We start from the raw sequence: 12,940 nt of genomic DNA, 5'->3' as shown, positions 1-12,940 counted from the left end.
TGACAGTTGAGTTCGTTATTAAGCCCTTATGAGTATCATAAGGGCTTTTTGGTTAAAGGGAGTATCTAGCTTGTTCCTTGAGCATTTGCAGATGTTATTCAATGTGTTAGAGCGTGCCGCATTTATGTTGTCAGCACTATTTCTGCTAACACAAGCGCGTGTATTCAAAGACATCATGAATAAGGATGCCTCTGAGCGAAAACCGACCGAGCTCATTTTTGTCTCGATCTTATTTATCTTCTTCGCGATTTTCAGCACCTATACCGGCGTTAATGTCGATGGCTCTTTGGTGAACGTCCGTATCATCTCCATCATTTCTGGCGGCATTATCTTTGGTCCTTGGGTCGGTATACCTGCAGGGATAATTTCTGGTATCCATCGTTTTTTGATTGATATTAATGGCCCAACTTCCATACCTTGCTTGATCACCAGTACCTTTGCCGGGATCTGCGGCACGATGATATATCGTTATGGCAACAAAAAGCATTACATTCGATGGGGGATTGCCGCTGGGATGTTTTGTGAAGTGCTAACGATGGCATTGATATATCTTCTTTCCGATGACAAAACGTTAGCGCTTACTATAGTAAAGAATATTGGTTTACCTATGGTGTTAGGCGCAGCGAGTATCGGTCTGATCATCAAACGAATTCAAGATGTACACAACGAGCGTGACCGCTTTGCCGCTCAGCAAGCAAAGCGGGCATTAGATATCGCCAACCAAACTTTACCTTTTTTTAAAAGCAATAATGCAGACCGTTTGGCTTATATTTGCGACATTATTCGTCGTGAAACGCAAGCTGATGCCGTCTTTATTACTGATCGGGAATTCATTTCTGCATACGCTAATGGTGATTCTCTTGGTCACTATGATGGCCATCAAGTCGCATGCGGCCCGTTGGTAAAACAAGTCCTCACTCAGAAGACCAATATCGTTGCCAACGATTATGAATATGAAAACTTTCGCTCTGCTTTGATTATTCCACTACAAGAAAGTGATCATATTACTGGTACACTCAAAATCTGTTTTAGAAAGAAGAATCAAATATCACAACCGCTTATCGAGATGGCGCAGGGGTTATCCGTCTTGATTTCTACTCAGATAGAAGCCTCTAGTGCTGAACAAACAAAAATGATGCTGCAAAAAGCGGAGTTCACTGCACTTCAAAGTAAGATAAATCCGCATTTTTTGTTCAATGCGCTCAATGCCATCTCTACGTTGATTCGTATTCAACCTGACAAAGCTCGTTCGTTGATCGCCAACCTTGCCGATTTTCTTCGTTACAATCTTGAGCGAGATGATGACTTCATTGATGTGCACTCCGAGCTTCAACAAGTGCGAGACTATACCGCGATTGAGTTAGCGCGTTTTGGTAACAAGCTTTCGGTAGAGTTTGATATTGACCCGGTTCAGATTCAAATTCCCTGCTTGTTGATTCAGCCCTTAGTCGAAAATGCGATACAGCATGGAATTCAGCCTTTCAGCCGCCAAGGGCATGTATTAATCCGAGTGAAACAGCAAAGCGATCATGTTTTGATCAGCGTTAAAGATAGTGGTGATGGAATCCCTCAAACTATTATCGAGAAACTTCACAGTGATGCCATGGAAAAAAACAAGATTGGTTTGCTCAATGTCCACCAGCGCATCAAGCTTATTTATGGTCAGGGGCTCACAATCCAAAACTTAAAAGAGGGTGTTGAAGTCTCTTTTAAAGTCATGAACCGTCAAACAGAGGCAGTGTATGTTGAAAGCGGTGATTGTTGAGGACGAATATTTAGCTCAAGAAGAGCTGAAATATCTAATCTCTCAATACAGTGGTATCGAGGTCGTAGCGGTATTTGATGATGGTCTACAAGCCTTTAAATACCTTCAAAGTCATATTGTTGATGTGCTTTTTTTAGATATTAATGTGCCATCTATTGACGGCATGATGCTAGCTAAAAATCTACATAATACGAAGAAAGCACCCAAGATGGTGTTCACCACGGCGTATAAAGATCACGCGTTAGATGCCTTTGATATTGAAGCCGTTGATTATTTGTTGAAGCCACTCAATGTGAATCGTGTGCAGCGAGTATTGGAAAAGCTTGAGCGACATGTGTTGCCTCAGACTCCAGTGCAAAATGTACCATCAACGCTGTCAGCCGCCACGATTCCGCTTCAGCAGCAAAACTGTATTTGCATTGTTAATCTTGAGGATATTCACTATGCGGTAGCGAAAGATAAAATAACAGAAGTCTATACTAAAGAGAGCCAGTATATTGCTCCCTACACCATTAGCGAGTTGATGCAGCGACTCCCTGAAGATGTGTTTTTCCGATGCCACCGTTCTTATTGTTTAAATCTCAGTAAAGTTACTCAGATTACACCAGGTATGAACAGTACTTATATTGTTAATGTGCAGCATGGCTGTGCGGATATTCCTGTTAGTCGTAGTAATATCAAGTTATTTCGTACCAAGATGAAATTGTGAACCCATGCTTATAGTTGGTGCATTCCCCCCAACTTTATCAGCTCAAGGTAGCATTGAGTCTGTTTTTTCGTTGTACATGTCATTTTACGACAAATGAACATTGATTGTTAAAGTTGCTAGTTTGATAACAATAATTGGCCTTTTCAATAGACGGAATTTTAATTGAAGATAACATCCCCCCCCGTCGATAATTTCCCTTGTAATATTTAGTGGTATGACAATTAAAAATTTTAAACGATGTGTAGTTTTAGGTATTGCCTCTGTACTGTTAAGTGGGTGTGTGGGCAGTAATGTTGCGACTACTAAGTTAATGGAATATAACGTGAAAGCGGTAGATAACCGTTACGCTCGTGGTGGGTTGAATATGGCAATGTCTCCCTTGTATGCGGTAACGGTAGGGGCGGATTACTTGGTACTTAACTCTTTGGAGTTTTGGACTGGTGAAAATCCGATTAGTGGACAGGGACATATTTTTGATACTGAAACAGATACATGGCTAGACGTAAACAGCAGTATTGATGAATCGTTACATTCAGCTCCTATTAAAATAAGTGTATCAGAATAAGAATTATATCTAATTACTTGGGTTGCATTCATTCTGAAATAATAAAAGTAGTACTCTTAGGTATTTGCCCTTACTTATAAAGTAGGGGCTTTTTTTTACTTGTCCTCAACAAGCGTTAGACAGGCTTTTTAGGTATTGTGATGGTGTCAGGTTTAGGTGTTTCTTCATTGCGCGTGAAAAATTTGATGGGTCGGAATAATGCAGCGTCTCAGCGACGGACTGTACACTCGAGCCTTGGCGGAGTAACACCATAGATTTCTCTATCTTCTTTTGGTTCAGGTAGTCCCTGAAGGTGGTGTTATTCTGTATGAAGAGCCTTTGTAATGTTCGCTCTGACACACCGAATAACTGAGCAACAAAATCAATACTAAAGCTTTCGTCTTGCCAGAATGTATCGACAATTCCCTTCACTCTGGCCATCGAGCATCCTGGCCTTTCAGTAGGGTGGCGTTTTAAAGGTTCCATCCGATCAAGTTTGAAGTCCACGGGTATATAGTTACAGCTAGTACTATAAAACACTTGCTTATTGGTTGTTTGTCCCAAAATCTTGGCCTTTGGGGGGCTTTGATGGTGAAAGGCTAAATACTTCGGCTGCCAAGCAGTACCCAGCTGTGCTTTCAGTAGATTAATAATTAAAAAAGTGGTGAACTCATTGGCATGCTCATAGCTTTTATTCGAGGCTTTTAACGAACTCTGGTGGCATATCCGAAGTTCCTCTTTGCTGAATTCAAACCATAGCTTGAAGTGGGAGCCTTGCAAGTGCTGGAAAGATAGCATCGTATTTAGAAAGTTTGTCATCCCTTCGCTACTCACCAATTGCTGCTGGAACTCTGGATGGAGTGCCTGATTACCAATAGATTGGGCTGCATGATAGCCGATGTCGTTGTGACCGATAGCTCTGGAGGCTGAGTCAACAATCAGCCCGACAACATGCGAAGGTAGGTATAGTGTTGGTGTAGATAGGGTTTTCCTATCAAGACGAAAGCGCTTGAGTAGCAGTGACGGATCATGGCCATAGTCATCAAGAATTTGGATGAAGGGAGCGCTGAGCGCTGCGCGGCAAACGGGTAATGAACTCATGATCCAACAGCGTTGTGAATGATGCTGGCACTTTATTCGATCAGACCTTGAATATAGCTGAATGGTGCATGGATATTCATGATGAGTGTGCGTGTAGTCGTGATGGACTGAATGAGATCTTTTTCTATTTCGTCTTTTTCTGATAGAGGCCGTCTTACAGATATACAAACTTTCAAAGAGAATTCGAAATGCTTAAAGTCGTCAGCTATAAAATTTGCTCATTCGTCTAACGTGTAACCGCAGCCTTGGCCGCCCGTGACATCCCTTACGAGATTGAATACATCAACCTAAAGGATAAGCCTCAGTGGTTTTAGGATATTTCGCCAAACGGTCAAGTGCCATTGTTAATTACCGAATCAGGAACCGTGTTATTCGATTCTGATGCCATTATTGAATACATTGAAGATCAATACGGCGCTCTGGAGCAGGGGGTGAGCAACGAACAGCGTGGCAACAGGCAATTATGGCGTCTTGGTTGGTGGAAGCATCTGTCGTTGATGACTTTGAGCTGTACTTCTACAATTTTTACCTGTCTGATACGTACCTGAAATAGGTGTAGAGTTAGAAAGTAAGGCTGCGTGTGCCACAAGCAGTTGTTGCGGCTAATATTTAGTTATATCTTAAATTAAATTTCTAAAGGTTATGGTTCTTGCCATAACCTTTTTGCGTTGGAGAAAAGCTATGTCAGAGAATGCGTTGCCAGAGAGCGTACTTCGCATTGAAGATGTATGGCAGCAATATCAGGCAAGCCTGAAGCGTTTTTTACAGTCGAATGTTTCATGTCCTGATGATGTGGATGATTTGTTGCAGGAGATTCTTATCAAGACTTATCAGCAGATTAATACTGTTAAGGATAAGAACAAACTGAAATCTTGGTTGTTTCAATTAGCCAATAACACCATCATCGATTTCTATCGTAAGCGTGCCCGCAGCAAAGGCGTTACGGAGGATGAGCTTTGGTATGTTGAGGGGAGTGAAACAATTCATCATCAACTTTCCCACTGTATTATGCCGTTTATCCAAGCATTGCCTGAAGAAGACGCCCAGCTCCTCAGTGCGATTGAGCTCAATGGAACATCACAGAAAGAGTATGCTGAACAGCATGGGATGAAGTATTCAACCTTGAAATCTAGAGTCCAAAAAAGCCGCGAGAAACTAAATCGTTTATTCAATGAGTGTTGTGAAATGAAAGTCGATAGTCGTGGAAATATTATGGATTTCGAAAAAAAGGAAAAGTGTAAAAAGTGCTAGGAGAGGCCAGCAAGAACCTAGGGACTTGATTTATATTATGAATATTCCAGAAAATATTATTGAAATGATTGCTCAATCAAGTGGTGCCAACAATGTTGCAAAAGTTGAGCAAATACAAAGTTTATGGAGCGGCTATGGTGAATTGGTCAGATTGCACTTAGACGGTGGGGAGGTACCTTCAGTTATTGTTAAGTACATTCTTTTGCCACAATCGACAGCCTCTTCAGATGCTCATCCTCGGGGCTGGAATACGTCGAGGTCACACCAACGCAAGTTGGATTCCTATCAAGTTGAAGTGAATTGGTATCGTGACTATGCCAACAAATGTTTAGCTCCAGTGCCAAAGAGTTTGATGGTGGAGCAGCAAGATAATGAAATCCTGCTAGTACTGGAGGACTTAGCCGCGCTGGGATACAACGAGGTTCACAAGCATGTCGAGAGACCTGCTATTTTGGCCTGTTTGCGCTGGTTGGCCCAGTTTCATGCCCAGTATATGGTCCATGCTCAGTTTATGTCTTGCCGCCAAGCGGTAAAGCCGCAAGGGTTATGGCCAACAGGGACATATTGGCATTTAGCTACTCGGCCCGATGAACTGGCCGTGCTTGACGATTTGCGATTGAAAGCGGCTGCCGAGCAGATAGATGCCACCTTGGCGCAGTGTCAGTACCAAACCTTAGTGCATGGTGATGCCAAATTGGCTAACTTTTGCTTTACGAGTGAAGGTACTGCTGTGGCAGCTGTCGATTTCCAATATGTCGGTGGCGGTTGTGGCATGAAGGATCTCTGCTTGCTTCTTAGCAGTGTGTTGGACTTTAACGAAAGCGATAGCCAGATCCAAGCTTACCTTGATGAGTATTTTGCTACATTGAAGCAGTTCTTGTCTGAGTATCACCCCGATATTGATGGTGACAATGTCGAACAGCAATGGCGACCGTTATACAGCGTTGCTTGGGCGGACTTCCAGCGATTTGTGAAAGGTTGGTGTTCTGATCATTGGAAGATCAACCCCTATACCGAGCAACTTACTGACACAGCGTTACGATGGTTGGCAAAAGAAGGGCTGGCAAAACAAAGGTTGGCAAATTCAACTAAACCATAACGCTTTGGCCGGAAAGGGCGGTATTTGAATTATCTAGGTTAACAATTCTAGATTATTTCCTCACTATGAGCTTGGAAGCTTATGTTGTATACCCAAGTTACTTGGGTATACACGCATGAGATTGTTCCCCCCGCGTTTCTCCACAATAACTGCGCGAAATGGAGTTCTTAATGGTTACCCAAGCATCGACAAAGCGATTAAAGCATTTTTACGCCTCTGATCTTAGAGGACTCGGGCAACTAGCAACTCAAGCGACAGTGAGTGCAACACGGATCGCTGAAGGTGTGCATCAGTCAGTCTGGCGTACGCTGGGGATGCCAAGTGGATCTGCCCCCGACAAAACCCGCGGCCTCACAGGTTTTGTGTATAAGAATATTTATACGGTGACCGAACTAGTGGGGAGTGGGGTCGATAAAATATTAGAAAAACAGCAGCCTTGGCTTGAGTCACTCGACGAAGATAAAACCGAAACAGTGGCGCGCATTTCAGTCCTGTCAGCCCTAAATGGTGTGATGGGCGATCAGTTGGTGGAAAAGAACAATCAATTTGCGATCCCGATGACGTTTTATTATCAACAATCACCTTTAGCAATTGATGCGGATTTACCAGCTTTCACGATCCCACAGGCGAAAAACAAAGTGCTGCTGATGATCCATGGTTTATGCATGAATGATCGATTATGGCAGGGAGAACATGATGGGATCGAGGTCGATCATGGTCAGCAGTTAGCAGCCTCTCTGGGCTATACCCCAGTTTACCTTCGTTATAATACGGGTTTGCACACATCACAGAATGGCAGGCAGTTGTCTGAGCTAATCGAGCAATTTGTTAAACAGTGGCCAACGCCGATAGAAGAGCTGTCCATTGTCGCCCATAGCATGGGTGGCTTAGTGGCAAGAAGTGCGGTTCACTATGGCCAGAAGCAGACAATGCAGTGGCTCGATAAACTGAAAAAAATGGTGTTTCTGGGAACGCCTCATCAAGGGGCCCCTTTAGAGCGGATAGGCAATAAGTTCGGTGTGATCCTCAGTAAAACACCGTATACCGCTCCTTTTAACCTACTCAGTAATCTTCGCAGTGCAGGAATCACCGATCTTCGCTATGGCAATGTGATTGATGAAGATTGGCAAGGAGCCGATCGCTTTCATAACCTGCCCGATGAGCGGTGTGGAGTACCATTACCGCAAGGCATTGGCTGTTTTGCGATAGCTGCCACAACCGCAAGTGAGAGGAGCTTGTTAGCTGAACGATTAATCGGTGATGGTCTTGTACCATTAAACAGTGCGTTGGGATGCCATTCGGTCAATGAGCGTCATCTCATGTTTGCTGAGGCCGACCAGAAAGTGCTTTATGAGATGAAGCACAATGATTTGTTGAGTGATCCGCAGGTCACTCAACAGCTTGAACTCTGGTTGCGCTAATCTATTCTTATTGCCCGCCAGCAGGATGATGGGCAATCCAATGTTTGGCGATATCTGTGCGCGTTGTTACCCAGATATCGTCAAACTTGCTGATATAGTCGAGAAACTTCTTGAGTGCCTGAATGCGGCCCGGTTTACCAAGGATCCGACAATGCATACCAATCGACATCATTTTCGGTGATATTTCGCCTTCTTCGTACAAGCAGTCAAACGTATCTTTCAGGTATTGGAAAAACTCTTCGCCGTGGCTAAAGCCAAAGGGGGAGGAGAAACGCATATCATTGACATCCAAAGTATAAGGTACCACCAAGTGTGGTTTGCTGCCGGATGCAGTATCAAGCGAAGTCCAGAACGGCAGGTCATCGCCGTAGTAGTCTGAGTCGAATAAAATGGAAGGGTGTTCGGCCAGCAACTGACGAGTATGTTTCGAGTCGCGGCCGGTATACCACCCCACCACCGGTTTTCCCAGTAAGTCCTCAATACGGGTAAGTGCCTGTGCCATGTGTTCACGCTCTTCGTCAACCGGCATATGCTGGTGGTGGATCCACTTCAAACCGTGACATACCACATCATAGCCATTATCGATAATGGCTTGGGTAACAGCTGGGTTGCGCTCGAGGGCGGTGGTGATGGCAAATATGGTCAAGGGTAACTGGCGCTTTTCGAATTCGTTAAATATACGCCATACACCGCTACGAGAACCGTATTCATATAAGGATTCAATACTCATATGACGGTCAGAATAGGCTTCAGCACCGGCTATTTCTGAAAGGAAGGTTTCAGAATGGGTATCTCCATGGAGGATACAGTTCTCTCCTCCTTCCTCGAAGTTCAGTACAAATTGTACCGCCAGTTTGGCGTTATTGGGCCAATTGGCATGAGGTGGTTTTCCGGCGTATCCTGCCATATCTCGGGGTTTAAGGGTGGCATTACGCGACAATAGTGCATCATCATTGCTCATCGTTACTTCTCCTTGCCTGTTGTGGCAGACCAATGCTGGTAGCGTCCAGTGAAATGCTTGGCGGGTGGTGGAGCATAGGTTGCAATCTTTGATGTAGATAAGGATAGCCGATGAAGTGACTCCACTAAGCTGACAGCAGCTGTCACCCCATCAATGACAGGTACCCCGAGCTCGCTCTGCAGATCAGAGACCAGATCTGACATGCCTGCGCAACCGAGGACAATCGCTTCCGCGCCGTCATCACGAAGACTCTCCCGACATGCTGCGGCTAGTTGTTGGAAAGTGGCTTGATCGGTTTGCTCCAGTGCCAATACGGGCAATTCAATAGCGCGGATCGCACAGCAGCGATCGGCTAACCCATAGCGGTGCAACAGGTGTTCAGCGGTGGGAATGGTACGTGAAAGGGTTGTGACTACCGAGAAACGGTTAGCCAAAAGGCTGGCGGTGTGAAACGCTGCCTGGGCAATCCCAATCACCGGTGCCTCGGTAAGCTCTTTGGCGGCATCAAGGGCTGGGTCGCCAAAGCAGGCGACAATATAACCGTCGGGTTTGCTATCTTCTTGCTCACAATCACGGATCACTTCGAGTAAACCGCTTGAGGCGAAGACTTCGTCGCGGGCACATTCAATGGTCTCCGGACCGTGCAGGGGTGAACAGGCGGTAATACGTGTACTTGGTAGGGCAATATGTTCAGCGCAGAGGGCTATTTTGTCGGTCATGCCCTTGCAGGTGTTGGGGTTGATAAGCTGGATCCGCATCCTTGGGCTCCTAATAAAGGTGAATAAGTCGTGTATGTAATTAACGGGGTGTTTAATGAAAAAGTGATTCGAAATCAACGGCTTTATTATTGCCTTCGAAATCAAGGCTGTTCTGAATCACTCTGAGATGATGTGACATCCACGTCATCACTGCGTTTTCATTACCGCTATCGAGTAATGCGATGAATTCGGCATGGCTGCCACAATCACAGCCAACACTGTGTTTCGAACCAAATACGGCAATGATTAACGATGATCTAAATGCCAACTGTTCAACAAACTGGGTCAAGGTATGATTGTTGGCGATTTTCGCTAGTTCAATATGAAACAGCGCGGTGTATTTTATCGCTGCGGCAAAATCATTGTCGGCTTTGGCTTTATCTTCGAGCGCAATAATAGCGCTCAGGTTTTCTGCATCTGTGGCTTGCCAATTAGCGAGAATAGTGGGCAATAAATTCGTTTCAATCAGAATACGGCTTTCAAAGACTTCCTGTGCCTCTGTTGCCGACGGTGTTCTGACTTCCGCCCCTTTATTCGGCTGGATAGTAATAAAGCTTTCTATCGCCAGCTGCTGGAGGACTTTTCGAATTGCGGTTCGGCTTACGTTAAAACGTTCCGCCAGTTTATCTTCTGGTAACCGAACGCCTGGCTCTAATTGCTGAGCTACAATCGCATCACGAATTTTTAGGTAAATAGCATCATACTGAATCATGGTGGTATATCCATTCAACTCATTAAGTACAATATAACATTAGACTGTATACAATTAGCTTAATTGAATTTCCCCAATAAAAGCAATAAACAAATAATAAAATGCGACTTAACAAATATTACGCGCTAATAGGGAGCACTCATGCATCATAATGATGCATTAAAAACGTTATATAGCAGTCTGTTGAATCTAAAATCCCCATTCTTTGGCTTTCTAAACATTGGCACGATGATTGTATACATAAATTGTATACAGTTTTAGGAAGGAGATTTTTATGGATAAGGATATTATAGGCGTAACTGTTAGCCCCAGGTTAATCAATGATGATTTGGCTCCTGAAAAAAAGCAGACATGGGGTTGGTATAGCATTTTTGCTTTTTGGATGTCAGATGTTCACTCTGTTGGAGGATATGTCTTTGCAGCCAGCTTATTTGCATTAGGGTTAGCCAGTTGGCAAGTGTTTGTCTGCTTAATTCTGGGTATTACGATTGTTCTTTATTTCGCTAACTTAATGGGCAAGCCCGGGCAAAAAGCGGGCGTTCCTTTTCCTGTTGTTTGTCGTATGGCATTTGGTGTTTTAGGCGCTAATATTCCGGCTGTCATTCGAGGTCTTATTGCTGTTGTTTGGTATGGTATCCAAACCTTCTTGGCCTCGAGCGCATTTATTGTTTTGGTCCTATATTTTGCACCGGAATATGGACGATATACTGAAGGTTCATTTTTAGGCCTTTCCTCATTGGGTTGGTTTGGCTTTATATTCATGTGGGTCACCCAGGCTATGGTCTTTATGTTTGGTATGGGGGCCATCCGAAAGTTGATTGATTGGTCAGGCCCTGCTATCTACTTGGCAATGACGTTGCTTACGGGGTGGATGGTTTACAAGGCTGGTTGGCAGAATATCGACTTCAATCTAAGTGAGTCATCACTAACCGGTTGGGAGGCGTTTACCCAGATGGCTGTGGCCACAGCACTGGTCGCGGGCTATTTTGCTGGTCCTACACTGAACTTCAGTGACTTTTCCCGTTACTGCACGTCTTATAAAGCACTAAAATTAGGCAACTTCCTCGGTTTGCCATTAAATTTTGTTTTGTTCTCATTGTTTAGTGTCATTATTGTTGCTGCTTCGGTTCCGGTGTTTGGTGAAATAATCACTGACCCTATTGAAACGGTGAATCGCCTTGATAATGGTTTAGTCATTATTCTGGGGGCGTTTACCTTTATTCTTGCGACCATTGGTATCAACATTGTGGCTAACTTTGTTGCACCTGCATTTGATTTTTCAAATGTTTCACCGCAAAAAATTAGCTTCAAAACGGGTGGTTTTATTGCTGCGGTTGGTTCGGTTCTCATTACCCCTTGGAATTTATTCAATAACCCCGAAGTTATCCATTATACCGTTGATGTATTGGCTGCGGTTATTGGTCCACTTTACGGCATTATCATTATTGATTATTTCAAAATCAGAAAGCAGGAAATTGATATTTCAGCGCTGTATACCGAAGATAAAACTAGTCAGTATTGGTATCAGGGTGGCGTGAATAAAAAAGCGGTGTACGCATTAATCCCATCGACTTGTGCCGCGTTGTTTTCCTCATTTGTTGTCGTTGAATTAGCTCACTTCTCATTATTTATTGGCGGTATTCTGGGTGCGTTGAGTTATTGGTTTCTGATGAGTTATGAGTGGCAGTTGAATGTTAAGAAACGTACACGTACCAGCTTGAATGAAGCATAGAAATTAATAATTAAATCAAGATAAAACAAATCATCGCAAATGATGTTAGTTGGTATGTGAAAATTACAAGTATATATAAACGTAAAAAGGAAATTACGATGTTCAATAAAGTGTTAATCAGTTTTCTTAGCCTGATATTGTGTTTCAGCTCTTTTATTGTCAATGCGACACAGCTTGAAGATATAAAGAAAAGTGGGGTATTGAAAGTGGCGGTCCCTCAAGATTTCCCGCCGTTTGGCTTTGTCAGCACCGATATGAGTTTGCAGGGGTACGATATTGATATGGCGGAGTACATAGCCAAATCGATGGGGGTTCGTTTGGAGTTGGTGGCAGTAACCAGTGCCAATCGGGTTCCTTACTTGCAAACCCGCAAAGTGGATTTGATTATCTCTAGCCTTGGTAAAAATTCGGAGCGCCAGCGTGCGATTGATTTCAGTGAAGCCTATGCGCCGTTTTTCCTCGGTGTGTTTGGCAAGGAAGGTGTTGATGTCAGTTCGGTTGAAGAACTGTCTGGACAAGTCATTGGGGTAACCCGCGGCTCGGTTGAAGATATTGAATTAAGCAAAGTGGCGCAGAAGGATGTGACTATCCGCCGTTTTGAAGATAACAACACCACAATCTCCGCTTATGTCTCTGGCCAGGTTGACTTGATTGCCACTGGCAACGTTATTGCCAGTGAGATCGCGACCAAGTTTCCTAAGCGTCACCCCGAAACCAAGTTTGCCATTAAAAATTCGCCATGTTTCATCGGTGTCCGCAAGGGACAGGAAGCACTACTGAGCGAAGTGAACGGTCTGATCCAACAAGCCCACTTAGAAGGCAAGCTCAATGATATGTCGGTGAACTGGCTGAAATCACCACTGCCTGCTGATTTAGCATCTTAAGAG

At 44.0% G+C, this 12,940-nt stretch carries 11 protein-coding genes and 2 pseudogenes; 9 read left to right on the top strand and 4 right to left on the bottom strand.

The genetic code is table 11. The annotated features are described in order from the left end of the window. The first annotated feature begins 28 nt into the window (after positions 1-28). The 3 genes and pseudogenes from ACVA58_RS11250 to ACVA58_RS11240 form a co-directional block, all read left to right on the top strand. Entirely contained in the window at positions 29-1,765 is a 1,737-nt protein-coding gene (locus ACVA58_RS11250) for a LytS/YhcK type 5TM receptor domain-containing protein (protein ID WP_446510533.1), read from the top strand. Further along, positions 1,743-2,474 (top strand): LytR/AlgR family response regulator transcription factor, encoded by a 732-nt coding sequence (locus ACVA58_RS11245; protein ID WP_446510532.1) that lies wholly within the window; start codon positions 1,743-1,745, stop codon positions 2,472-2,474. The genes ACVA58_RS11250 and ACVA58_RS11245 overlap by 23 nt, the downstream gene beginning before the upstream one ends. Positions 2,475-2,688: 214 nt before the next feature. Then, positions 2,689-3,018, top strand: a pseudogene (locus ACVA58_RS11240) (DUF3332 family protein); the annotation flags it as partial. A 126-nt stretch (positions 3,019-3,144) separates the two neighbouring features. Here ACVA58_RS11240 and ACVA58_RS11235 read toward each other — a convergent pair. After that, on the bottom strand, positions 3,145-4,119 hold the full coding sequence (locus tag ACVA58_RS11235; protein ID WP_446510531.1) for a helix-turn-helix transcriptional regulator: 975 nt from the start codon (positions 4,117-4,119) through the stop codon (positions 3,145-3,147). Positions 4,120-4,364: 245 nt separating this feature from the next. Between ACVA58_RS11235 and ACVA58_RS11230 the strand changes: the two are divergent. The 4 genes and pseudogenes from ACVA58_RS11230 to ACVA58_RS11215 all read left to right on the top strand — a co-directional run. Beyond that, a pseudogene (locus ACVA58_RS11230) lies at positions 4,365-4,607 on the top strand (glutathione S-transferase N-terminal domain-containing protein); the annotation flags it as partial. Positions 4,608-4,800: 193 nt separating this feature from the next. Further along, entirely contained in the window at positions 4,801-5,370 is a 570-nt protein-coding gene (gene sigZ / locus ACVA58_RS11225; protein WP_446510530.1) for an RNA polymerase sigma factor SigZ, read from the top strand. Between the two features lie 37 nt (positions 5,371-5,407). Then, positions 5,408-6,469 (top strand): phosphotransferase, encoded by a 1,062-nt coding sequence (locus ACVA58_RS11220; RefSeq protein ID WP_446510529.1) that lies wholly within the window; start codon positions 5,408-5,410, stop codon positions 6,467-6,469. 170 nt (positions 6,470-6,639) lie between these two features. Beyond that, a complete protein-coding gene (locus ACVA58_RS11215) occupies positions 6,640-7,890 on the top strand; it encodes an alpha/beta hydrolase (RefSeq protein ID WP_446510528.1) in 1,251 nt (416 codons plus the stop codon). 7 nt (positions 7,891-7,897) lie between these two features. Here ACVA58_RS11215 and puuE read toward each other — a convergent pair whose 3' ends face one another. The 3 genes from puuE to ACVA58_RS11200 are packed head-to-tail and all read right to left on the bottom strand — an operon-like array spanning position 7,898 to position 10,321. Then, positions 7,898-8,851 (bottom strand): allantoinase PuuE, encoded by a 954-nt coding sequence (puuE, locus tag ACVA58_RS11210; RefSeq protein ID WP_446510527.1) that lies wholly within the window; start codon positions 8,849-8,851, stop codon positions 7,898-7,900. Between the two features lie 2 nt (positions 8,852-8,853). Beyond that, entirely contained in the window at positions 8,854-9,609 is a 756-nt protein-coding gene (locus ACVA58_RS11205; protein WP_446510526.1) for an aspartate/glutamate racemase family protein, read from the bottom strand. A gap of 52 nt (positions 9,610-9,661) precedes the next feature. Then, positions 9,662-10,321: a GntR family transcriptional regulator gene (locus ACVA58_RS11200; RefSeq protein ID WP_446510525.1), complete on the bottom strand. Its 660-nt coding sequence runs from the start codon at positions 10,319-10,321 to the stop codon at positions 9,662-9,664. Positions 10,322-10,595: 274 nt separating this feature from the next. Here ACVA58_RS11200 and ACVA58_RS11195 point away from each other — a divergent pair, with 274 nt between their 5' ends. Then, positions 10,596-12,053, top strand: a complete 1,458-nt coding sequence (locus tag ACVA58_RS11195; protein ID WP_446510524.1) for an NCS1 family nucleobase:cation symporter-1 — start codon at positions 10,596-10,598, stop codon at positions 12,051-12,053. A 98-nt stretch (positions 12,054-12,151) separates the two neighbouring features. After that, positions 12,152-12,937, top strand: coding sequence for a transporter substrate-binding domain-containing protein (locus ACVA58_RS11190; protein ID WP_446510523.1), 786 nt, complete (start codon positions 12,152-12,154; stop codon positions 12,935-12,937). Positions 12,938-12,940: the final 3 nt, after the last annotated feature.

Source organism: Photobacterium sp. DNB22_13_2 (genome assembly GCF_052873915.1).
Note: the sequence above shows the minus strand (reverse complement) of the source record. Positions and strands in the feature narration are given on the sequence as shown.

Bases quoted from the DNA above. Each gene is read 5' to 3' on its own strand.
- ACVA58_RS11250 (WP_446510533.1), top strand. From the start codon at position 29: ATGAGTATCATAAGGGCTTTTTGGTTAAAGGGAGTATCTAGCTTGTTC.
- ACVA58_RS11245 (WP_446510532.1), top strand. From the start codon at position 1,743: ATGTTGAAAGCGGTGATTGTTGAGGACGAATATTTAGCTCAAGAAGAG.
- ACVA58_RS11235 (WP_446510531.1), bottom strand. From the start codon at position 4,119: ATGAGTTCATTACCCGTTTGCCGCGCAGCGCTCAGCGCTCCCTTCATC.
- sigZ (WP_446510530.1), top strand. From the start codon at position 4,801: ATGTCAGAGAATGCGTTGCCAGAGAGCGTACTTCGCATTGAAGATGTA.
- ACVA58_RS11220 (WP_446510529.1), top strand. From the start codon at position 5,408: ATGAATATTCCAGAAAATATTATTGAAATGATTGCTCAATCAAGTGGT.
- ACVA58_RS11215 (WP_446510528.1), top strand. From the start codon at position 6,640: ATGGTTACCCAAGCATCGACAAAGCGATTAAAGCATTTTTACGCCTCT.
- puuE (WP_446510527.1), bottom strand. From the start codon at position 8,851: ATGAGCAATGATGATGCACTATTGTCGCGTAATGCCACCCTTAAACCC.
- ACVA58_RS11205 (WP_446510526.1), bottom strand. From the start codon at position 9,609: ATGCGGATCCAGCTTATCAACCCCAACACCTGCAAGGGCATGACCGAC.
- ACVA58_RS11200 (WP_446510525.1), bottom strand. From the start codon at position 10,321: ATGATTCAGTATGATGCTATTTACCTAAAAATTCGTGATGCGATTGTA.
- ACVA58_RS11195 (WP_446510524.1), top strand. From the start codon at position 10,596: ATGGATAAGGATATTATAGGCGTAACTGTTAGCCCCAGGTTAATCAAT.
- ACVA58_RS11190 (WP_446510523.1), top strand. From the start codon at position 12,152: ATGTTCAATAAAGTGTTAATCAGTTTTCTTAGCCTGATATTGTGTTTC.